This is a genomic window from Pseudomonas sp. WS 5411 (assembly GCF_012985595.1).
Taxonomy (GTDB): Bacteria; Pseudomonadota; Gammaproteobacteria; order Pseudomonadales; family Pseudomonadaceae; genus Aquipseudomonas; species Aquipseudomonas shahriarae.
This window is the reverse complement of sequence record NZ_JAARMC010000001.1, coordinates 220,153-240,517: the sequence shown is the minus strand read 5'-3', so window position 1 is coordinate 240,517 and position 20,365 is coordinate 220,153. Positions and strand designations below refer to the sequence as shown.

General features: G+C 60.4%; 18 protein-coding genes. 3 read left to right on the top strand and 15 right to left on the bottom strand.

What is annotated here, in order from left to right; translation table 11 throughout:
* Positions 1 to 786: 786 nt before the first annotated feature.
* The 11 genes from HBR93_RS01135 to HBR93_RS01085 all read right to left on the bottom strand — a co-directional run bounded on the left by HBR93_RS01135 (position 787) and on the right by HBR93_RS01085 (position 13,289).
* Positions 787 to 1,125, bottom strand: a complete 339-nt coding sequence (locus HBR93_RS01135) for a GlpM family protein (RefSeq protein ID WP_057438356.1) — start codon at positions 1,123 to 1,125, stop codon at positions 787 to 789.
* A 10-nt stretch (positions 1,126 to 1,135) separates the two neighbouring features.
* Positions 1,136 to 2,476, bottom strand: a complete 1,341-nt coding sequence (locus HBR93_RS01130) for a sigma-54 dependent transcriptional regulator (RefSeq protein WP_057958597.1) — start codon at positions 2,474 to 2,476, stop codon at positions 1,136 to 1,138.
* Positions 2,473 to 4,374 (bottom strand): sensor histidine kinase, encoded by a 1,902-nt coding sequence (locus tag HBR93_RS01125; protein WP_115128904.1) that lies wholly within the window; start codon positions 4,372 to 4,374, stop codon positions 2,473 to 2,475. The genes HBR93_RS01130 and HBR93_RS01125 overlap by 4 nt, the downstream gene beginning before the upstream one ends.
* A 161-nt stretch (positions 4,375 to 4,535) precedes the next feature.
* A complete protein-coding gene (locus tag HBR93_RS01120; RefSeq protein WP_057438360.1) occupies positions 4,536 to 5,270 on the bottom strand; it encodes an amino acid ABC transporter ATP-binding protein in 735 nt (244 codons plus the stop codon).
* Positions 5,267 to 5,938 (bottom strand): ABC transporter permease subunit, encoded by a 672-nt coding sequence (locus HBR93_RS01115; protein WP_057438361.1) that lies wholly within the window; start codon positions 5,936 to 5,938, stop codon positions 5,267 to 5,269. The genes HBR93_RS01120 and HBR93_RS01115 overlap by 4 nt, the downstream gene beginning before the upstream one ends.
* The gene (locus HBR93_RS01110) at positions 5,938 to 6,684 is read right to left on the bottom strand and encodes an amino acid ABC transporter permease (protein WP_057438362.1); all 747 of its coding nucleotides are present in this window, start codon (positions 6,682 to 6,684) and stop codon (positions 5,938 to 5,940) included. The genes HBR93_RS01115 and HBR93_RS01110 overlap by 1 nt, the downstream gene beginning before the upstream one ends.
* Before the next feature lie 195 nt (positions 6,685 to 6,879).
* Positions 6,880 to 7,812 (bottom strand): glutamate/aspartate ABC transporter substrate-binding protein, encoded by a 933-nt coding sequence (locus tag HBR93_RS01105; RefSeq protein ID WP_029295166.1) that lies wholly within the window; start codon positions 7,810 to 7,812, stop codon positions 6,880 to 6,882.
* A gap of 378 nt (positions 7,813 to 8,190) precedes the next feature.
* Positions 8,191 to 9,729 carry a glycerol-3-phosphate dehydrogenase gene (gene glpD / locus HBR93_RS01100; protein ID WP_057438364.1) on the bottom strand — a complete coding sequence of 513 codons (1,539 nt, stop codon included), beginning with the start codon at positions 9,727 to 9,729 and terminating at the stop codon, positions 8,191 to 8,193.
* Between the two features lie 270 nt (positions 9,730 to 9,999).
* On the bottom strand, positions 10,000 to 10,755 hold the full coding sequence (locus tag HBR93_RS01095) for a DeoR/GlpR family transcriptional regulator (protein ID WP_057438366.1): 756 nt from the start codon (positions 10,753 to 10,755) through the stop codon (positions 10,000 to 10,002).
* Positions 10,756 to 10,850: 95 nt separating this feature from the next.
* Entirely contained in the window at positions 10,851 to 12,356 is a 1,506-nt protein-coding gene (gene glpK, locus HBR93_RS01090) for a glycerol kinase GlpK (protein ID WP_057438368.1), read from the bottom strand.
* A 78-nt stretch (positions 12,357 to 12,434) separates the two neighbouring features.
* The gene (locus HBR93_RS01085) at positions 12,435 to 13,289 is read right to left on the bottom strand and encodes an MIP/aquaporin family protein (RefSeq protein ID WP_057444414.1); all 855 of its coding nucleotides are present in this window, start codon (positions 13,287 to 13,289) and stop codon (positions 12,435 to 12,437) included.
* A gap of 371 nt (positions 13,290 to 13,660) precedes the next feature.
* On the opposite strand from HBR93_RS01085, the gene ybaK reads away from it, so the two are divergent.
* Positions 13,661 to 14,131 carry a Cys-tRNA(Pro) deacylase gene (ybaK, locus tag HBR93_RS01080; protein WP_169959704.1) on the top strand — a complete coding sequence of 157 codons (471 nt, stop codon included), beginning with the start codon at positions 13,661 to 13,663 and terminating at the stop codon, positions 14,129 to 14,131.
* A gap of 159 nt (positions 14,132 to 14,290) precedes the next feature.
* Here ybaK and HBR93_RS01075 read toward each other — a convergent pair whose 3' ends face one another.
* Positions 14,291 to 15,400, bottom strand: a complete 1,110-nt coding sequence (locus HBR93_RS01075; RefSeq protein WP_115128902.1) for an ABC transporter ATP-binding protein — start codon at positions 15,398 to 15,400, stop codon at positions 14,291 to 14,293.
* Positions 15,397 to 16,317, bottom strand: coding sequence for an ornithine carbamoyltransferase (gene argF, locus HBR93_RS01070; RefSeq protein WP_115128901.1), 921 nt, complete (start codon positions 16,315 to 16,317; stop codon positions 15,397 to 15,399). The genes HBR93_RS01075 and argF overlap by 4 nt, the downstream gene beginning before the upstream one ends.
* Positions 16,318 to 16,751: 434 nt before the next feature.
* On the opposite strand from argF, the gene HBR93_RS01065 reads away from it, so the two are divergent.
* Together HBR93_RS01065 and grxD are read left to right on the top strand one after the other, a co-directional pair.
* On the top strand, positions 16,752 to 18,860 hold the full coding sequence (locus HBR93_RS01065) for a molybdopterin oxidoreductase family protein (RefSeq protein WP_169959703.1): 2,109 nt from the start codon (positions 16,752 to 16,754) through the stop codon (positions 18,858 to 18,860).
* A 103-nt stretch (positions 18,861 to 18,963) separates the two neighbouring features.
* Positions 18,964 to 19,302, top strand: a complete 339-nt coding sequence (gene grxD, locus HBR93_RS01060) for a Grx4 family monothiol glutaredoxin (RefSeq protein ID WP_032858447.1) — start codon at positions 18,964 to 18,966, stop codon at positions 19,300 to 19,302.
* 66 nt (positions 19,303 to 19,368) lie between these two features.
* Here the strand turns inward: grxD and bfr are convergent, their stop codons facing one another.
* Both bfr and HBR93_RS01050 read right to left on the bottom strand, forming a co-directional pair.
* Positions 19,369 to 19,839 (bottom strand): bacterioferritin, encoded by a 471-nt coding sequence (bfr, locus tag HBR93_RS01055; protein WP_057439332.1) that lies wholly within the window; start codon positions 19,837 to 19,839, stop codon positions 19,369 to 19,371.
* A gap of 201 nt (positions 19,840 to 20,040) precedes the next feature.
* Positions 20,041 to 20,259 (bottom strand): bacterioferritin-associated ferredoxin, encoded by a 219-nt coding sequence (locus tag HBR93_RS01050; RefSeq protein ID WP_057958606.1) that lies wholly within the window; start codon positions 20,257 to 20,259, stop codon positions 20,041 to 20,043.
* Positions 20,260 to 20,365: the final 106 nt, after the last annotated feature.

Here is a 20,365-nt window from a genome sequence, read left to right as displayed (position 1 = left end):
GGAATCACAGGGATCAAATGTGGGAGCTGTCGAGCTTTAGTGAGGCTGCGATGCAGGCAACTGGGTTTTGCAGGTGTACCGAGTCGATCCCATCGCAGCCTCGCCGGGGCTCGACAGCTCCCACAAGGGATTGGGGAATCACAGGGATCAAATGTGGGAGCTGTCGAGCTTTAGCGAGGCTGCGATGCGGGCAACTGGGTTTTGCAGGTGTACCGAGTCGATCCCATCGCAGCCTCGCCGGGGCTCGACAGCTCCCACAAGGGATTGGGGAATCACAGGGATCAAATGTGGGAGCTGTCGAGCTTTAGCGAGGCTGCGATGCGGGCAACTGGGTTTTGCAGGTGTACCGAGTCGATCCCATCGCAGCCTCGCCGGGGCTCGACAGCTCCCACAAGGGATTGGGGAATCACAGGGATCAAATGTGGGAGCTGTCGAGCTTTAGCGAGGCTGCGATGCAGGCAACTCGGTTTTGCAGGTGTACCGAGTCGACCCCATCGCAGCCTCGCTGGGGCTCGACAGCTCCCACAAGGGATTGGGGAATCACAGGGATCAGATGTGGGAGCTGTCGAGCTTTAGCGAGGCTGCGATGCAGGCAACTCGGTTTTGCAGGTGTACCGAGTCGATCCCATCGCAGCCTCGCTGGGGCTCGACAGCTCCCACAGGGGATTGGGGAATCACAGGGATCAAATGTGGGAGCTGTCGAGCTTTAGCGAGGCTGCGATGCAGGCAACTCGGTTTTATGGGTGTACCGAGTGGGTCCAGTTCCCACAGTGGAGCCGTGGAGTGTCAGGCGTGAATTCGAATCCACACACTCACCAGCACCGTCGCCGCCATCAGCCACGCCACCGCGGCCACCGCCAGGGAGGCCTCCAGGCGCATGCGGTCGACCATCACATACAGCGTCGCCAGGTACACAAAGTACGGAATGATCGACCACATGCCGAACACAATAGTGGTCTTCAGGTCGTCCACCGAGCGGCCCTTGCCGACGATGTAGTGGGCGATCAGTGCGAAGGTCGGAAACAGCGGCACCAGGCCGGCGATGTAATAGTTCTTGGTTTTGGCCAGCACCGCCAGGAGCAACACCACCGCCGCTCCGAGGGCGGCCTTGAAGACTAAATCCACGCATGACTCCTTAATGGCTCAGGCCGTATTTCTTGACCTTGTCGAACAGGGTGGTCTTGGCCATTCCCAGTTCCTGGCTGGCCTGGGTCAGGTTGCCGCCGCTGCGTTGCAGGGCGTCGCTGAGCAGGTTGCGTTCAAAGGCTTCCACCGCTTCGGTAAAGGCCAGGCCATGGTTGTCGGGGCTGGCGCCGCTTTTCTTGAAGGCGGGCAGGCCCAGGGCAAAACGTTCGGCGACGTTGCGCAGTTCACGTACGTTGCCGGGCCAGTCATGGCTCATCAGGCTGGACAGGGTCTGGTTGTCCAGCTCCGGGGCGATGCGGTCGAAGCGCAGGGATGATTGCTGCAGAAAGTGTTCGAACAACTGCAGGATATCTTCGCGACGCTCGCGCAGCGGCGGCAGTTCCAGGGTCACCACGTTCAGGCGGTAGTACAAGTCGCTGCGGAACTGGTTGGCGCGGCTCAAGTCGTCGAGGTCGGACTTGGTCGCGGCAATCACCCGGCAATCCACCGCCACGCTCTGGTTCGAACCCAGGCGCTCCAGGGTGCGCTCTTGCAAGACCCGCAGCAGTTTGATCTGCAGGTTCATCGGCATGCTTTCCACTTCGTCGAGGAACAGCGTGCCTTCGTGGGCATGCTCGATCTTGCCGATCCGCCGTTTGCCCGCACCGGTAAAGGCGTTGGCTTCGTGACCGAAAATCTCGCTCTCAAACAGGTTTTCCGGCAGGCCGCCGCAGTTCAGGGCGACGAACTGGTGGGCGTGGCGGCGGCTAAAGTCGTGCAGACAGCGGGCGACCAACTCTTTGCCGGTGCCAGTCTCGCCTTCGATCAGCACGTTGGCCGAGGTGTCGGCGACGTTGGCGATCAACTCGCGCAGGTTCTGCATCGCCGGCGAGCGTCCGATGATCCGGCCTTCCAGGGAGTCACGTTCGGCCAGTTGCCGGCGCAGCGCCCAGACTTCCCGGGCCAGGCCACGCTGTTCGAGGGCGCGGCGCACCACGTCCACCAGGCGCTCCGGAGAAAAGGGTTTCTCCATGAAGTCATAGGCACCGTTGCGCATCGCACCCACGGCCATGGAAATATCGCCGTGGCCGGTGATCAGCACCACCGGCAGGCTTTTATCCAGGGCCTTGAGGCGGGTCAACAGCTCCAGGCCGTCAATGCCGGGCAGGCGGATGTCACTGATCACAATGCCGGCAAAGTTCTCGCCGACACGCTTGAGTGCCTCTTCAGCGCTGGCCACGCCGACGCTGGGAATATCTTCCAGGGCCAGGGCTTGCTGGCAGCCGAGCAACACATGGGGATCGTCTTCGACAATCAGCACGGTCAGCTCGGTGTTGGGTTGGCTGTTCATATCGACTCGCCGGGTTGATGGCCTGCCAGGGGCAGGCTCAGGACAAAGGCTGTACCACCAGCGGCCGGATGCTCGACGGCCAGGTTGCCGCCGGTGGCTGCGGCCAGGCTGGCCGACAGGGTCAGGCCCAGGCCCAAGCCTTGCTCGCCGGGTTTGGTGGTGAAAAAGGGTTCGAACAAATGCTTGCGGGTCTCAGGGTCGATGCCATGCCCGTTGTCCCGCACCCGCAGGCGGTATTTGCCTTCGCTGATGTCACTTTCCAGCCACAGCTGCGGGGCGGGTTGGGCGTGCATCGCGTCCAGGGCGTTGCCGATCAGGTTGACCAGGATTTGCTCCAGGCGCGTCTGGTCGATCTGCAACATGGCCTGGCTGAACTGACGGTGTACGGTCAGCGGCAGGCTGTCGAGGCGGCTGCCCAGAACCTGAAATGCCGCATCCACGGCCTTGCCCAGGCTGGCTTCGCCCTGGTCGTCACCCCGCCGGGCAAACGAGCGCAGGCTGGCGGTGATGCGTCCCATGCGGTCGATCAGTTCATTGATGGTCTTGAGGTTGGTGCTGGCAGTATCCAGGGCGCCGCGCTCGAGGAAGCGCACGGTATTGCCGGACAGGGTGCGCAGGGCCGCCAGCGGCTGGTTCAGTTCATGGGCGATGCTGGTGGACATCTGGCCGATGGCCGCTAATTTGCCGGCCTGGACCAATTCGTCCTGGGCCCGGCGCAGGGTTTCTTCGGCCTGGCGCCGCTCGCGGATCTGCGCCTTGAGCCGTTCGTTGCTGGCGCGCAGGTCGGTGGTGCGCTCGGCAATCCGCCGCTCCAGCTGGTTGTTGGCTTCCTGCAGGGCCTCGCGGGCGGCCAGGCGTGTGGCGATTACCTTGCGCCGCTCATTCCAGGCAATCAGCAGGAACGCCACCAGGGCAAAGGCCACCGCAACGAGGATGCCCTGGTTGATCGCGGCCTGGCGCAGGTCGTTGAGCGGGGTGAGCAGGGTGAAATTCCACGGTGTGTCGTTCAGGGGCCGGGTCTGGGCCAGGTAGGTGACTTCCCGGTCGTCGGCCACCACTTCACTGTTGGCCGGGAAGGTCAGTTTTTCGGTGCCGGTGTCGAGCTGTTCGCGGGCCAGGGGTTGCAGTTCGTTGAGGGTCGCCCAGTAATATTGCAGGCTGCGGGCCAGGCGCTCCTTGGTATCGTCGCTCAGCGGGCGCACCGCCTTGAGCCGGCGTGCCGGGTCGCTGGAGAGGATGATGATGCCGTTCTCGTCGCTGACAAAGGCTTCCAGGCGCGCGCGCTGCCAGCGTTCTTCCAACGCTTCGAGGCGCACCTTGACCACTGCGACACCAATGATCTTGCCGTGTTCTTCCAGGCCGTGGGCCAAGTAGTAGCCAGGCTCGCCATTGGTGCTGCCGATGCCATAGAAACGGCCGGGCTGGCCACGTACGGCATTCTGGAAATAGGCGCGGAACGACAGGTCTTCACCGAGGTAGCTGTCGACATCGCGCCAGTTACTGGTGGCCATCACGCGGCCGGTGGTGTCCATCACATAAATCGCCCGACTGCGGCTGCGCCGGTTCAGGCCTTCGAGGTATTCATTGACCGCTTGCCGGTGTTCCGGGTTCGGGTCGGCCAGCAGTTTGGAGACGCTGGATTCCAGCTCCAGCAGGCTGGGCAGGTAGGTGTACTTGCTGATCTCACTCTCGACCGTGCGCGCATGCAGCTCCAACTGGCGCTCGCCGTTCTCGCCCAGGGTCCGGATGCCGTAGTACTCGCTGGTCCAGAAGCCGATAAAACCCAGGCCGATCATCAACAGGATGATCAGGGGCGGCAGGAACAGCTGGCGAATCAGACGAGGCTTCACGGCAAGGGATGGCGGTGCGGCGCGATAGAGGGTGGGGTCGCATTTCATCACAGATGCCTTGGGTCAACCAGCGCTTGCCTGGACCGGTGTGGGGGGCGGGCTTGCCCGCGATGACGGTAGGTCAGCCACAGAGGTTGACTGATATGCCGCAATCGCCGGCAAGCCCGCTCCCACAGGGCCCGGTTTCTACAGTGGACGCTGTGTTGTGCTTAGTGCTGCAGGATTTTCTCGAGGAAGTGCTGCGCACGTTCGGAGCGGGCGCTGATATCGCCGAAGAACTCTTCTTTAGGGCAGTCTTCGATGATCTTGCCGGCATCCATGAAGATCACGCGGTCGGCCACTTTGCGGGCGAAGCCCATTTCGTGGGTCACGCACATCATGGTCATGCCTTCCTGGGCCAGTTGCACCATCACGTCCAGTACTTCGTTGACCATCTCCGGGTCCAGGGCCGAGGTCGGTTCGTCGAACAGCATGACGATCGGGTCCATTGCCAGAGCACGGGCAATCGCCACGCGCTGCTGCTGGCCGCCGGACAGTTGGCCCGGGTGCTTGTCCTTGTGTGCCGACAGACCTACACGCTCCAGCAATTGCAGGCCTTTCTTCTCGGCTTCTGCCTTGCTGCGGCCCAACACCTTGATCTGCGCAACCGTCAGGTTTTCGGTGATGGTCATGTGCGGGAACAGTTCGAAGTGCTGGAACACCATGCCTACGCGCGAGCGCAGTTTCGGCAGGTTGGTCTTCGGGTCGGCAATCGAGGTGCCATCGACCACAACGTCACCTTTCTGGAACGGTTCCAGGGCGTTGACGCACTTGATCAGGGTGGATTTGCCCGAGCCGGACGGCCCGCACACCACGATCACTTCGCCTTTTTTGACCTCGGTGCTGCAATCGGTCAGCACCTGGAAGTCGCCATACCACTTGTTGATGTTCTTGATAGAGATCATACGGCAAACCTTTTTTGCAGACGCTTGACCAGCAGCGAGGCGGCAAAGCTGATGATGAAGTAGACGACACCGGCAAAGATCAGGAACTCATTGGAGCGGCCGATAATGTCGCCGTTGGAACGGGCGGAGTTGAGGAAATCCACCAGGCCCACGGTGTAGACCAGCGAGGTGTCCTGGAACAGGATGATGCTCTGCTGCAACAGCAGCGGGGTCATCTTGCGGAACGCCTGGGGCAGGATGATCAGGCGCATGGTCTGGCCGTAGGTCATGCCCATCGCTTGTGCCGCAGCCATCTGGCCCTTGGGGATCGACTGCACGCCGGCCCGCACGATTTCGCAGAAGTACGCCGCCTCGAACATCATGAAGGCCACGACGCAGGAGGTGAACGCACCGATTGGCGTGTCTTCGCCGGTGATCCAGCGCAACACGAACGGCACTGCCAGGTAGAACCAGGTGATCACCAGCAGCAGCGGGATCGAGCGGAAGTAGTTCACATAGGCGCCGGCCACGCGGGACAGCAGTTTGCTGGAGGACAGGCGCATCAAGGCCAGGATAGTACCGAGAATGATGCCGCCGACCACGCCCATGACCATCAGCTTCAAGGTCATGACCATGCCGTTCCACAGGCCAGGCATGGCCGGGATAATGCCGCTGAAATCAAATTCCATTATTTGCCCCCCACGGAAATCAGGCCGGGCACAGCGACTTTCTTCTCGACCAGGCGCATCAGCAGCATCAGGCTCATGTTCAGGGTGAAGTAGATCAGCGTGGCCAGGGTGAAGGCTTCAAACAGGTTGGCCGAGAACTCGGCGGTCTGCTTGGTTTGCGCCAGCAGTTCCATCAGGCCGATCAAGGACGCCACGGAGGAGTTCTTGAACACGTTGAGGAATTCCGAGGTAAGCGGCGGAATGATGATCCGGTAGGCCTGGGGCAGCAGCACGTTCCAGTAGATCTGCGACAGGCTGAAGCCCATGGCGCGCGCGGCGGCTTCCTGGCCACGGGGCAGCGCCTGGATACCGGTACGCACTTGTTCACATACGCGGGCGGCGGTGAACAGGCCCAGGCACACGACAACGCTCAGATAGGCTGAGGTGGTCGGGTTCAAGTCTTGTTTGTACCAGTCCTGCAGGTTTTGCGGCAGCAGGTCGGGCACCAGGAAGTACCAGATGAACAGCTGTACCAGCAGTGGCACGTTACGAAACAGTTCCACATAGCAGGTGGCGATGCCGGCTACGAGGCGGTTAGGCATCGTGCGCATCACACCCAGTATCGAGCCCAGCAGCAAGGCGACGATCCAGGCCACGACGGCGATGGCGATGGTCCAGCCCAAACCGGAGATGAACCAGTCGAGATAGGTCTCGCTGCCCACGCCGGTGGACTTGAAGAATACGCCCCAGTCCCAGTTGTAATTCATTAGGGTCTCCCCCGAAATCAATCGATGTACAAGCACCCGCTTGGGGAAGATCCATTCCCGCCTGACGGTGAACGTCAGGCACACGCGATCGGCTCGGAAACCGCCAGGTCGAGTGTTCCAAATAATAATGCCAGCAGGTAGTAACAGACGCCTGAGGGAGGGTTGGCTCCCTCAGGAGATAAGGTTAGTTCGGAATCAGGACTTTTTTTCAGCCGTTTTGTCGTCGGCTGCTTTGTCGGTCGGATTGGCGATCAGGGCCTTGAGTTCGTCGCTCATCGGGAACATCAGGTTCAGGCCTTTTGGTGGGATCGGCGAGCTGAACCACTTGGTGTAGATGTTGTTGATTTCGCCAGACTTGTAGGTAGCGACGATAGCGTCATCCACAGCCTTCTTGAACGGTGCATCGCCTTTGCGAACCATGCAGCCGTAGATTTCGAAGGATTGCGGCGTGCCGGTCACGGCCCAGTCGGTAGGCTTCTTGGCCTTGGCCATTTCACCGGCCAGCAGCGCATCGTCCATCATGAAGGCAACGGCGCGGCCGCTTTCCAGCATCTGGAAGGACTCACCGTGGTCTTTGGCGGAGATGACGTTCATGCCCATCTGCTTGTCAGCGTTCATGGACTTGAGGATGCGCTCGGACGTGGTGCCGGCGGTGGTCACGACGTTCTTGCCCTTGAGGTCAGCGAAATCCTTGTAGGTCGAGTCCTTTTTGGACAGCAGACGGGTACCGATTTCGAAGATGCCGACGGAGAAGTCGACTTGCTGCTGACGCTCAACGTTGTTGGTGGTGGAACCACACTCAACGTCCACGGTGCCGTTCTGCACCAGCGGGATACGGGTTTGCGAAGTGACCAGGTTGTATTTGACCTTCAGCTCGCCTTCCTTCATGCCGAGGTCTTTCTCGACAGCTTTGACGATGGCCAGTTGAATGTCGTGGGAGTAGCCCACTGGTTTGCCCGAACCATCCGCAATGTAGGAAAACGGAATGGAGGCGTCGCGGTGGCCCAGGGTGATGGTGCCCGACTCTTTGATTTTCTTCAGCGTGCCGGTCAGTTCGGCGGCGAAGACTGGAGTGCTAATCAGAGCAGCAGCGATAGCTGCGCCCAAAATATGGGGAACGATACGCATCAATACTTCCTCGACATTTGTTTTTTTTATGAAGCCTGGACGGCTCTTTCGATACAGCGAATGCCTGTGACGGCTCCTGAAGCATCTCAGACAAACACGTACCAAGTGTAGAGCATGAGTCGTGCCAGACTGTGATTAAAAGTCTAACCGTATGATTTATATAGCGATTAACTTTATATGACGAGGTTTATCCGGTGTTTAAATCCGGCAAACCGAATAGGGTGGCGTTACCACGTTCGGAAAACCGAATCTGTAGGCATTGGCTGCCGGCGATCACCGCCCGTTGTTGCAGGCCAGCCAGCTCCCCCATTGATCGCATTTCACATCAAGACGTCCATAAAAAAGCCCCTGGGCCTTTCGGCGCAGGGGCTGGATGCATCAGGCTGCTTCGATCTTGCTGCGGTTCTGTTCGACCTTGACCAAGTAACGCTGCAGGTTTTCCTGCTCCTCGGGGGTGGTGAACAGCCCGAGTTTGGTGCGCCGCCACAGGATGTCGTAGGCCTGGGTCGCCCATTCCTCGGCGCACAGGTAGTCGACTTCCCGGGTGTACAGGCCGCCACCCAGGTGCTCGCCCAGGTCGGCCAGCGATTGCACGCCTTCGAGCAGGCGCCAGGTGCGGCTGCCATAGGTGGTCGACCAGCGGCGGGCGATTTCGCTGGGGATCCACTCGAACTTGCTGCGAATGTCGGTGGCCAGGGCTTCTGGCGTGCTCATGTCTTCACCGCCGGGCAGGCTGGCCTTGGCGGTCCAGCTCGGCTTGATATGCGGGAAGTAGGGGGCCAGTTGCGCCAGGGCCGACTCGGCCAGCTTGCGGTAAGTGGTCAGCTTGCCACCGAACACCGACAGGATCGGCGCTTCTTCGCCGCTGCCGGACAGTGCCAGGGTGTAGTCGCGGGTAATGGCCGACGGGTTATCCGACTCGTCGTTGCACAGCGGGCGCACGCCGGAATAGGTGTGCACGATATCGTCGCGGCTCAGCTGCTGCTTGAAGTGGGCGTTGACCACCTTGAGCATGTAGTCCGTTTCACCTTCGGTGATCGCCACTTTCGCGGGGTCGCCGGTGTACTCACGGTCGGTGGTGCCGATGATGGTCAGGTGATTGAGGTACGGAATGGTGAAGACGATACGCCCATCCTCGTTCTGCAGGATGTGCGCATGGGCGCCTTCGTACAGTTTCGGCACGATCAGGTGGCTGCCCTGGATCAGGCGGATGCCATACGGCGAATCGAGCTTGAGGTCATCCTTGATGAACTTGGCGACCCATGGGCCGGCCGCGTTCACCAGAGCCTTGGCGCGGATCGACAGCAGGCTGCCATCGGCGCGCTCCAGGTGCAGGTGCCACAGGCCCTTGCTGCGACGGGCGCTGACGCAACGGGTCTGGGTGTGGATATGTGCACCCTTTTCCCGGGCGGCCATGGCGTTGAGTACAACCAGGCGCGCGTCGTCGACCCAGCAATCGGAGTATTCGAAGCCCTTGGTGATTTCGCTTTTCAGCGGGCTGTCGGCGCCGAACTTCAGGCTTTTGGAGCCTGCAAGTTTCTCGCGCTTGCCAAGGTGGTCGTACAGGAACAGGCCGGCACGGATCATCCAGGCCGGGCGCAGGTGCGGGCGATGGGGCAACACAAAACGCATCTGCTTGACGATGTGCGGGGCCTTGGCCAGTAGCACTTCGCGTTCGGCCAGGGCTTCGCGCACCAGGCGGAATTCGTAATGTTCAAGATAGCGCAGGCCGCCATGGATCAGCTTGCTGCTGGCAGACGAGGTGTGGCTGGCCAAGTCATCCTTTTCGCAAAGGAATACCGACAGGCCGCGACCGGCTGCGTCTGCCGCGATGCCTACACCATTGATCCCGCCGCCAATCACGGCAACATCATAGACTTCGGCAAGGGGTGGAGCAGGCAAGGTAGAAGGGGTCATCGGCTGGCCTCGCGATCTTTTTTAATATTGGAATTCGAACATTAATGTTCATTTGCGAAAATGGTAGCTTATAAACGCGGGCACAGCCAGCTGACTTCGATTGAAAAAACTCATCGAAGGGCGGGAAAAGGAAAAATTGTGAACATTGAGCCGGATGCTGGCTCAAGAGAGTTGTGGCCTCCGGGCCGCCATCGCGGGCAAGCCCGTTCCTGTGGGAGCGGGCTTGCCCGCGATGGCGCAGGTCCAGGCGCCAACGAGCTCAGGGGGCGCTCAGACGACTTCCAGACGAATCTTGTTCTGGCTCAACAACTGCACCAGCGCCGGCACCGGCTGCTGATCGGTGACCAGGCAATCAATCAAACTGATCGGCCCCAGGCGAATCATGGCATTGCGCCCGAATTTGCTGGAGTCCGCCGCGAGGATCACCTTGCGTGCGTTGGCAATGATTGCCTGGGAAACCCGCACTTCCTGGTAATCGAAGTCCAGCAGGCTGCCGTCCTCGTCGATACCGCTGATACCCACCAGGGCGAAGTCGACCTTGAACTGATTGATGAAGTCCACGCTGGCCTGGCCCACCACGCCGCCGTCACGGCGTACATTGCCGCCGGTCAGCAGCACGTCGAAGTCGTCCTTGGCGCTGAGCATCATGGCGACGTTGAGGTTATTGGTGATGATCTTCAGGTGGCTGTGGTTGAGCAGCGCCCGGGCAATGGATTCGGTGGTGGTACCGATATTGATGAACAGCGAGGCATGATCGGGGATCTGTGCGGCAATGGCTTCGCCGATACGCTGCTTTTCATCGCGCATCTGGTCGGCACGCATGGCGTACTCGGTGTTTTCGACACTGGAGTCATAGGCGGCGCCGCCGTGGTAGCGACGCAGCAGATTGGCGTCGGCCAACTGATTGATATCGCGGCGGATGGTTTGCGGGGTAACAACGAACAACTGCGCCATTTCCTCGATACTGACGTAGCCGCGTTCGCGGACCAGTTCGAGGATTTGTTGCTGACGGGGAGGCAGATTCATTGGGCGTCCTGTGGGCTGCCATACAAAAGTGGCCCATGATGACGCAGGAATCTGCTCCCTGCCAGTTACAACCCGATGTGGGTCCTACGCTTGGCTTATTCAGCGCCTTCGTGGGGTTCCCAGTCACGGGTGCGGCTGACCGCTTTTTTCCAGCCGGCGTAGAGTTTTTCTTTGGCGGGCTCGTCCAGTTGTGGTTCGAACTCGCGTTCGATCACTGCCTTGCCACGCAGCTCATCCAGGCTGCCCCAGAAGCCACAGGCCAGGCCGGCCAGGTAGGCAGCGCCCAACGCCGTGGTCTCGCGCATTTGCGGGCGCTCGACCTGGGTGCCGAGGATGTCGGCCTGGAACTGCATCAGGAAGTTGTTGGCCACTGCGCCGCCGTCTACCCGCAGGGATTTGAGGCGTTCGCCGGAGTCCTGCTGCATGGCGTCGAGCACGTCGCGGGTCTGGTAGGCAATCGACTCCAGCGCTGCACGAATAATGTGATCGACACGTACGCCACGGGTCAGGCCGAACAGCGCGCCACGGGCGTAGGGGTCCCAGTACGGAGCGCCGAGACCGGTGAACGCCGGTACCAGGTACACGCCGTTGCTGTCTTTGACCTTGTTGGCGAAGTATTCGGTGTCGTGGGCGTCATTGATGATCTTCAACTCATCGCGCAGCCACTGCACGGTGGAACCACCGTTGAACACAGCGCCTTCGAGGGCGTAAGCCACTTCGCCACGCGGGCCGCAGGCGATGGTGGTGAGCATGCCGTGCTGGGATTTGACCGCTTTGTCGCCGGTGTTCATCAACAGGAAGCAACCGGTGCCGTAGGTGTTTTTCGCCTGGCCCGGCTCAACGCACATCTGGCCGAACAGGGCGGCTTGCTGGTCGCCGGCAATGCCGCCGATGGCAATCCCGCTTTTGGTGCGGCCATAGATTTCCGAGGAGGACTTCACTTCCGGCAGCATCTCGCGCGGGATGTCCAGGACCTCCAGCATCTTCGCATCCCACTCCAGGGTGTGGATGTTGAAGAGCATGGTGCGCGAAGCGTTGGTGTAGTCGGTGACGTGGGTCTTGCCGCCGGTAAATTTCCAGATCAGCCAGCTGTCGATGGTGCCGAACAGCAACTCGCCGTTGCGCGCGCGTTCGCGGCTGCCTTCGACGTTGTCGAGGATCCACTTCAACTTGGTGCCGGAGAAGTACGGGTCGGTGACCAGGCCGGTGGTGTCGCTGATGTATTGCTCATGGCCGTCGCGCTTGAGCTGCTGGCAGATTTCGGTGCTGCGCCGGCACTGCCAGACGATGGCGTTGTAGATCGGGCGGCCGGTGACCTTGTCCCAGACCACGGTGGTTTCACGCTGGTTGGTGATGCCGATGGCGGCAACCTGGTCATGGTGCAAGCCGGCTTGTGCCAGGGCCTCGACCATCACGGCGCTCTGGGTGGCGAAGATTTCCATCGGGTCATGCTCGACCCAACCGGCTTGCGGGTAGTGCTGGACGAATTCACGCTGGGCGGTACACACCACGTTGGCGTCACGATCAAAAATGATCGCCCGGGAACTGGTGGTGCCCTGATCGAGGGCAATGATGTAGTTCTTATTCTGTGTGTCGGTCATGTCGATTGCCTTGGACGGAAAAAAGGAGTGGGTAAGTAGCCTGGGCCGCAAGGGGCAGAAGGGCTCAGGCTACCGCTTTCAAGAAGTTCGGGTATTGCCGCTGGTGGCGGTTTCGGCTGCATCAGTTGTAGCAGCTGCGGCGTTGGGCAGATGGCGGGCAATCAACCCGCGATAGGCCGCAGCGCCGAGGCAGGCACCGACAATCGGTGCAACGATCGGAATCAGGAAGTAGGGAATATCGCGCCCGCCGGTGAAAGCCATTTCACCCCAACCGGCGAAAAAGGTCATCAGCTTGGGGCCGAAATCCCGAGCCGGATTCATCGCAAACCCGGTCAGCGGGCCCATGGCGCTGCCGATCACGGCGATCAGCAAGCCGATCAACAGCGGGGCCAGGGGGCCGCGGGGCAAGCCGTTATTGTCGTCGGTCAGGGCCATGATCACGCCCATCAGGATCGCGGTGATGACCATTTCCACCAGGAACGCCTGGGCCGTATTCAGCAGGGCGTGCGGGTAGGTGGAGAACACCGAGGCCAGTTCCAGGCTGGCTGCGGAGCCACGAACCATCTGGTGAGTTTGTTCGTAATCGAAAAACAGGTTGCTGTAGAGCGTGTAGACCAGCGCGGCGGAGCAAAAGGCGCCGGCAACCTGGGCGATGATATAGAAGGGCAGTTTGCGCTTGTCGAAATCGGCAAAGATGCACAGCGCGATGCTGACGGCTGGATTGAGATGAGCCCCGGAAATGCCGGCGCTCAGGTAGATCGCCATGCTCACGCCGATCCCCCAGATGATGCTGATTTCCCACAGGCCAAAGCTGGCACCCGCGACCTTGAGCGCAGCGACGCAACCGGTACCGAAGAAGATCAGCAGCGCGGTGCCGAGGAACTCGGCCATGCATTGGCTGGAAAGTGAAGGCTGTTGAAGAGCAGTTGTCATTGAAAACCTCGATTTTTTTTCTTGTCTGGCGCTGTGCCGCAACGGGCGATGCGCGATTTTCACCGTGGTCAGGATCCCCATCCTGCGCACGGCTTACTGCTCGGACACTGTGGATAGATTCTTACAGTATTCGGAAACGAAAAAATATAGACAAGAAACGCCGCTGTCAAAGGTCGAAAGTGAACGGCCGGTCATTTTCAAACTATTCGCGTGATGAATGATCTCGGCAACCCATCGGCGGGGCTGGCGGCAAGCGTGGCCAGGATCTGCGCGGATTCGTCGCACGACCCCCTGCACTAGAGCGTTTTGCCCGGGTTTGTCCTAGAATCGGCGGTCTGTTTTTCCACGTTTTCCCCAAGCCTGGAGCCTCCATGACACCTGCATTGGACTTGTTGAAAAAAGTTCGCGCCGAACATCGCATCCACAGTTATGAACATGACCCCAAGGCGGCATCCTATGGCCTGGAGGCCGCGGAAAAGTTGAGCCTCGACCCGGCGCAGGTGTTCAAGACGTTGCTTGCCAGCAGCGAAAAAGGCGAATTATTGGTGGCTGTGGTGCCGGTCGTCGGAAGTCTTGATTTGAAGGCCCTGGCTCACGCGGCGGGCGTAAAGAAAGTCGAGATGGCCGACCCGGCGGCGGCGCAGCGCTCGACCGGTTATTTGTTGGGCGGGATCAGCCCTCTGGGGCAGAAGAAGCGCTTGCGCACCTTCATTGATGTGAGCGCAGAGCCTTTTGCGACAATTTTTGTCAGCGCGGGCAGGAGAGGGTTGGAAGTGGAGTTGGCGGCGGTGGTGTTGGCCGAGCATACCCAGGGAAAATTTGCGCCGATTGGCCGGGCGTGATTTCAAGAGCGGTGGAGTCAGATCTGGGAGCCAGCCTCTGTGGGAGCTGGCTTGCCTGCGATAGCCTCACCTCGCTGTAGCTGACAGCCCGAGGCGCCTGCATCGCGGGCAAGCCCGGCTCCCACACAAGCCCGCTTCCATCTTTTTGACTCGGTTTGTTCAACTGGCGGTGCTGTAGCGCCGCACACCGGACTCCACCTGCGGGATCTGCGCCGCCGTGCTCCCCGAAGCCTGGAACAACACCAGATGCTCGGCCGCCACGCGGATCCCCACGTGTACACCCACCTGATGATCGGCATGGCTGGGGAAAATCGACTCCAGCTGGGCGCCGGTCGGCAACTGCAGGCGGTACAGGGTCGAGGCACCCAGGAAGGTCTTGCCGACGATCAGCGCGTTCAGCGGGCTGTCCGGTGCATACACGATGTCATCCGGGCGCAGCAACACATCCACCGCGCAGCCGGTTGGCCAGGTATAGGCACGATTGCCGCGCAGCTCGCCCAGTTCGGTAGTGACCGACTCCGGGGTGCTCAATTGGCCACGGATGAAATAACCCTGGCCAATAAAACTCGCGACGTAGGGCGTCAGCGGTTCGTGATAGAGGTTGTAGGGCGTATCCCACTGCTCCAGGCGGCCTTCCTTGAACACGCCGACATGGTCGCTCACCGCAAAGGCTTCTTCCTGGTCATGGGTCACCAGGATCGCACTGGTGCCACGGGCCTTGAGGATATCGCGCACTTCATGGCTGAGCTTGCGCCGCAGTTCGCCGTCGAGGTTGGAGAACGGCTCGTCCAGCAACAGCAATTGCGGTTCCGGCGCCAGAGCACGGGCCAGGGCCACGCGCTGTTGTTGGCCACCGGACAGTTCGTGGGGGAAGCGCTTGCCCAGGTTCTTCAGGTTGACCAGCTCCAGCAGTTCGGCGACCACCCGCTCTTTGTGCGGGTGTTTGCGAATGCCGAAGCCGATATTGTCGGCCACGCTCAGATGTGGAAACAGCGCGTAGTCCTGGAACACCATGCCAATGCGACGCTTCTCCGGGGCCAGGGTAAAGCCGGCGCTGGAGATCACTTCGCCAGCCAGGTTGATCTCGCCTTCGTGCACCGGCTCAAACCCGGCAATCGCCCGTAGGGTGGTGGTCTTGCCACAGCCCGAGGAGCCCAGCAGGCAACCGATATCTCCAGCGTTGAGGTGCAGGTTGAGATTCTGCACCACCCGTTGGTCCTGATAGCCGCATGCCAGATTGCGCAGGTTCAGCAGAAGTGGCTGGCTCATGCGTGGTGATACGCCGGTGGGACCAGGAATTCCAGCAGGGCCTTCTGCGCATGCAGGCGGTTTTCTGCCTGGTCCCAGGCGACGGAGCGCGGGTCGTCCAACAGGTCGAGGCTGATTTCTTCGCCGCGATGGGCCGGCAGGCAGTGCATGAACAGCGCATCCGGGGCGGCGAGGTCGAGCAATTCACGGGTGACTTGATAAGGCGCGAACAGGGCCAGGCGCTTGGCGGTCTCGTCTTCCTGGCCCATGGAGGTCCAGACGTCGGTGCTCACCAGGTGCGCGCCGATCACCGCGTCTTTCGGGTCACGCACGATTTGCACGCGGGCGTCGGCCTTGGCCAGGAATTCGGCGCTCGGCTCGTAGCCCTCGGGGCAGGCGATGCGCAGGTGGAAGTCGAACTGGATCGCCGCTTCTATATAGCTGTTGCACATATTGTTGCCATCGCCGATCCAGGCCACAGTCTTGCCCTGGATCGAGCCGCGATGTTCGAGGAACGTCTGCATATCGGCGAGCAACTGGCACGGATGCAGGTCGTCGGACAGCCCGTTGATCACCGGCACTCGCGAGTTGGCGGCAAATTCAGTCAGGGTGCTGTGGGCGAAGGTACGGATCATCACCGCATCGAGCATGCGTGACATGACGATGGCGCAATCGCTGATCGGCTCGCCACGGCCCAGTTGGGTATCCCGAGGCGACAGGAAAATCGCCTGGCCGCCGAGCTGGATCATGCCGGCTTCGAAGGACAGGCGGGTACGGGTGGACGACTTCTCGAAAATCATCCCGAGTACGCGGTTTTTCAGAGGCTCGAACAGTACGCCGCGATTACGCAGGTCTTTAAGCTCAATGCCTCGACGGATCACGCTGACCAGCTCTTCGGGCGTGCAATCCATCAGGGAGAGAAAGTGCCTTGCGCTCATCATTAACTACCTTTTTGCAACAGACCGCAGATACTCAAAGCCTTGTTTATTGTGACAACGGGCGAGACCTGCGGCGAAAGCCGCACGGGGCGACGAAATAGGGGAAGGCGCGATATTGACATTAAATGTCGCGTCTTACCAATAGGCTACGGTTTTTTAGGGGTGTTCAAAGGGGCGGGAATTGCACTTTTGAGGCCTGTTTACGGACAGCAGCGGGTCATTTGTACACTGGCGCCGCGACCTTTTGCAATGTGTGATGGCGGCCCCGGGCCGGTTGCGTCGGTTTCCGGGGCGGTGTGGGCGGTTTCTGAAACATTTGCTCATGCTTGCCCATGGTCTGGCCTGATGCCCATTGATTCACGGGGCGAACGATGCTGGTGCCGCCGCTGGCCGCAGCCCATAGTCGGGCCAAAGCCCTAATAAAGAGACTGGCCATGACCAAGACTCTCCATCACCGTGCCTGCCACCTGTGCGAAGCCATTTGCGGCCTGACCCTGGAAACCACCACTTCGGATGATGGCAGCATTGCCATCACCTCGATCAAAGGGGACGCCCAGGATACCTTCAGCCGTGGCCATATATGCCCCAAGGCCGTGGCCCTACAAGATATCCAGAACGATCCCGACCGCCTGCACCAGCCGATGTTGCGGGTGGGCAGCGAGTGGCAGCCGATCCCCTGGGACGAGGCCTTCGCCCTGGTGGCCGAACGGCTGGCGGGGATCCAGGCGCGGCATGGGCAGAATGCGGTGGCGGTGTATCAGGGCAATCCCAGTGTGCATAACTACGGCTTGATGACCCACAGTAATTACTTCCTCGGGCAGTTGAAGACGCGCAATCGCTTCTCCGCGACGTCGGTAGACCAACTGCCCCATCACCTCACCAGCCACCTGATGTACGGCCATGGCCTGTTGCTGCCCATCCCGGATATCGACCAGACCGACTTCATGTTGATCCTGGGCGGCAATCCACTGGCCTCCAATGGCAGCATCATGACCGTGCCGGACGTGGAGAAACGTCTGAAGGCCATTCAGGCACGGGGCGGCAAAGTGGTGGTGGTCGACCCCCGACGCAGTGAAACGGCGGCCATGGCCGACCAGCACCTGTTTGTGCGCCCCGGCGGGGATGCGGCGTTGCTGTTCGGGCTACTCAACACATTGTTTAGTGAGCACCTGACCCGCGACAGCCATTTGCCGGTGGACGGCCTGGAGGAGGTGCGCCGGGCTGTCGCAGGCTTTACCGCCGAGGCCATGAGCGCCCACTGCGCGGTGCCGGCCGAGCAGATCCGCCAGTTGGCGCGGGATTTTGCGGCGGCAGACAAGGCGGTCTGCTATGGGCGGATGGGGGTATCGACCCAGGCGTTCGGTACCCTTTGCCACTGGCTGGTGCAGTTGATCAACCTGGTCACCGGTAATCTGGACCGGGTCGGGGGCGCCTTGTGCACCGAACCAGCGGTGGACCTGGTGGCCGCCACGTCTGGTGGGCACTTCAACCGTTGGCAGAGCCGGGTGTCCGGGCGTCCCGAATACAGCGGCGAGCTGCCGGTGTCGGCCTTGGCCGAAGAAATGCTCACCGAGGGCGAAGGACAAATCCGTGCGCTGGTGACAGTGGCCGGCAACCCGGTGTTGTCCACCCCCAACGGACGCCAATTGGAGCAGGCCCTGGACGGTCTGGAGTTCATGGTCAGCGTGGACCTGTATATCAACGAAACCACGCGCTATGCCGACCTGATCCTGCCATCGACCTCGGCCCTGGAAAACGATCACTACGACACCACCTTCAATATGTTTGCGGTGCGTAACGTCACGCGCTTCAACCGGGCGATCCTGCCCAAGCCCGAGGGCGCGTTGCACGACTGGGAGATTTTTGTCGGCCTGGCCCAGGCGTTTGCGGCCCGCACTGGCAACCCGCTCAAGCCAACCCTGGCGCCGGCGCAGATGATTGACCTGGGCCTGCGGGCCGGGGCCTATGGCGATGCTTCCTCGCACAAGCTGTCGGTGGCGATGCTGGCCGAGCATCCCCATGGCCTGGACCTGGGACCGCTGAAGGCCAACCTGGCGGGACGCTTGAAAACCGCCAATGGTCGGGTGCAGGCGGCGCCAGCAGTGATCCTCGTGGACCTGGCGCGGTTTGCCGCATTGCCGTTGCCCACGGTTGATGAGTTGCTGCTGATCGGCCGCCGGCACGTGCGCAGCAACAATTCGTGGATGCATAACTATCACCGACTGGTGAAGGGCAAGCCGCGGCATCAGTTGCTGATGCACCCGGATGACCTCGCCAGTCGCCAACTGAGTGACGGCCAGCGCGTGCGGGTCAGTTCGCGGATCGGCATGATCGAGGTGCACGTACTGGCCAGCCTGGAGATGATGCCCGGCGTGGTCAGCCTGCCCCACGGCTGGGGTCATGACCGGCCGGGTGTGCAGATGAGTATTGCCAGCGCGCAGCCGGGGGCGAGTGCCAACGACCTGACGGATGAGCGTCAGTTGGACGAACTGTCAGGTAACGCGGCGTTGAACGGCGTGCCGGTGCAGGTCGCGGCGGCGTGACGCAGTGAGTCTGTCGGGGAGCCCGAGCACCACGCTGGGATTTTGCGTTACAATGCGCCACCGTGCCGACCTGTGAGTCGCAAAGTTCCAGCCGAGGTGTTCCATGGATATCATCGAAACGATTAAAGAGCAGATTGCTAACAACACCATTCTGCTTTACATGAAGGGCGCACCGAATGCCCCGCAGTGCGGCTTCTCCGCGAAGGCCTCCCAGGCCGTCATGCAGTGTGGCGAAAAGTTCGCTTACGTCGATATCCTGCAAAACCCGGAAATCCGCGCCAACCTGCCGAAGTACGCCAACTGGCCTACTTTCCCACAACTGTGGGTGGCCGGTGAGCTGGTCGGCGGTAGCGACATCATCACCGAAATGGCGGCTGATGGTTCGTTGCAAGCGCTGATCAAGGACGCAGCTGAAAAAGCAGCGGCCAAGACCGAAGCGTAATTCGCGCGCAATAAAAAGCCCCGCTTCTCATTCGAGAGCGGGGCTTTTTTGTGCCTGTTGGCGCGGTTATTCACCCATCTGCGATTGCAGGTAGTTTTCCAGGGTCACTTTGTCGATCAGGCCGATCTGGGTTTCCAGCCAGTCGATATGCTCTTCCTGGTCTTCAAGGATATCTTCCAGCAGTTCGCGGCTGCCGAAGTCGCCCTTGGTCTCGCAATGTGCAATGGCGGCCTTGAGGTCGGCATGGCTCTTGCGCTCGAAGCCCACATCGCTGTTGAGCATTTCCAGGGTGTGCTCGCCGATGTTCAGCTTGCCCAGGTCCTGGACGTTCGGCAGACCTTCGAGGAACAGGATGCGCTTGATCAGCGCGTCTGCGTCCTTCATGGCCTTGATCGACTCTTTGTACTCACGCTTGCCGAGCTTTTCCAGGCCCCAATCGTCATACATGCGTGCATGCAGGAAATACTGATTGATCGCGACCAGTTCATTGGCAAGGATTTTGTTGAGTTGCTGGATGACTGAGATGTCGCCTTTCATGATTGGGGTCCTGCCCTGTATTCGTTGTATATAAGGCGGAGTTTGAGCTGCACAACTACTAGTGTCAAACCTAAGTTATTGAATAATAAATGAAAATTAATCGGAATAAGAATGTTTGTGTTCCGCGTCTTGGCGCTAACTATTTGAATTACAGGCATAAAAAAACCGGACGCTAAGTCCGGTTCTTTAAAACACGCCACTTCAGGCGTGTGTAAATTCTGCCGAGTAGGGGATCGCGGCCTGGGCTGTTTGCAGCGATGTCAGGGTTTCCCGTACCACTTGCTTGGCAAGGCAGGCACATTTGCCACATTGGCTGGCAACGCCGGTGGTTTCACGCACTTCCTTGTAGCTGCAGCAACCTTCATAGATCGCTTCGCGGATTTGTCCGTCGGTGACGCCAGTGCAGAGGCAGACATACATAAGGGAGAACCATCGCGGTTTAAGGCTTAAGTGCGATGGATCTTAATGTTAACGAGAATGATTGTCAAAGTGCTTTCTCAAACCTTTGCCCGCCGTGGGCCCCTCA

Coding starts and splice junctions, on each gene's coding strand:
- HBR93_RS01095 (WP_057438366.1), bottom strand. CDS start 10,755: ATGAATCTGCCTCCCCGTCAGCAACAAATCCTCGAACTGGTCCGCGAA.
- HBR93_RS01065 (WP_169959703.1), top strand. CDS start 16,752: ATGACCAAGACTCTCCATCACCGTGCCTGCCACCTGTGCGAAGCCATT.
- argF (WP_115128901.1), bottom strand. CDS start 16,317: ATGAGCGCAAGGCACTTTCTCTCCCTGATGGATTGCACGCCCGAAGAG.
- HBR93_RS01125 (WP_115128904.1), bottom strand. CDS start 4,374: ATGAAATGCGACCCCACCCTCTATCGCGCCGCACCGCCATCCCTTGCC.
- HBR93_RS01130 (WP_057958597.1), bottom strand. CDS start 2,476: ATGAACAGCCAACCCAACACCGAGCTGACCGTGCTGATTGTCGAAGAC.
- HBR93_RS01075 (WP_115128902.1), bottom strand. CDS start 15,400: ATGAGCCAGCCACTTCTGCTGAACCTGCGCAATCTGGCATGCGGCTAT.
- grxD (WP_032858447.1), top strand. CDS start 18,964: ATGGATATCATCGAAACGATTAAAGAGCAGATTGCTAACAACACCATT.
- HBR93_RS01050 (WP_057958606.1), bottom strand. CDS start 20,259: ATGTATGTCTGCCTCTGCACTGGCGTCACCGACGGACAAATCCGCGAA.
- HBR93_RS01115 (WP_057438361.1), bottom strand. CDS start 5,938: ATGGAATTTGATTTCAGCGGCATTATCCCGGCCATGCCTGGCCTGTGG.
- ybaK (WP_169959704.1), top strand. CDS start 13,661: ATGACACCTGCATTGGACTTGTTGAAAAAAGTTCGCGCCGAACATCGC.
- HBR93_RS01120 (WP_057438360.1), bottom strand. CDS start 5,270: ATGATCTCTATCAAGAACATCAACAAGTGGTATGGCGACTTCCAGGTG.
- HBR93_RS01085 (WP_057444414.1), bottom strand. CDS start 13,289: ATGACAACTGCTCTTCAACAGCCTTCACTTTCCAGCCAATGCATGGCC.
- HBR93_RS01110 (WP_057438362.1), bottom strand. CDS start 6,684: ATGAATTACAACTGGGACTGGGGCGTATTCTTCAAGTCCACCGGCGTG.
- bfr (WP_057439332.1), bottom strand. CDS start 19,839: ATGAAAGGCGACATCTCAGTCATCCAGCAACTCAACAAAATCCTTGCC.
- HBR93_RS01105 (WP_029295166.1), bottom strand. CDS start 7,812: ATGCGTATCGTTCCCCATATTTTGGGCGCAGCTATCGCTGCTGCTCTG.
- glpD (WP_057438364.1), bottom strand. CDS start 9,729: ATGACCCCTTCTACCTTGCCTGCTCCACCCCTTGCCGAAGTCTATGAT.
- glpK (WP_057438368.1), bottom strand. CDS start 12,356: ATGACCGACACACAGAATAAGAACTACATCATTGCCCTCGATCAGGGC.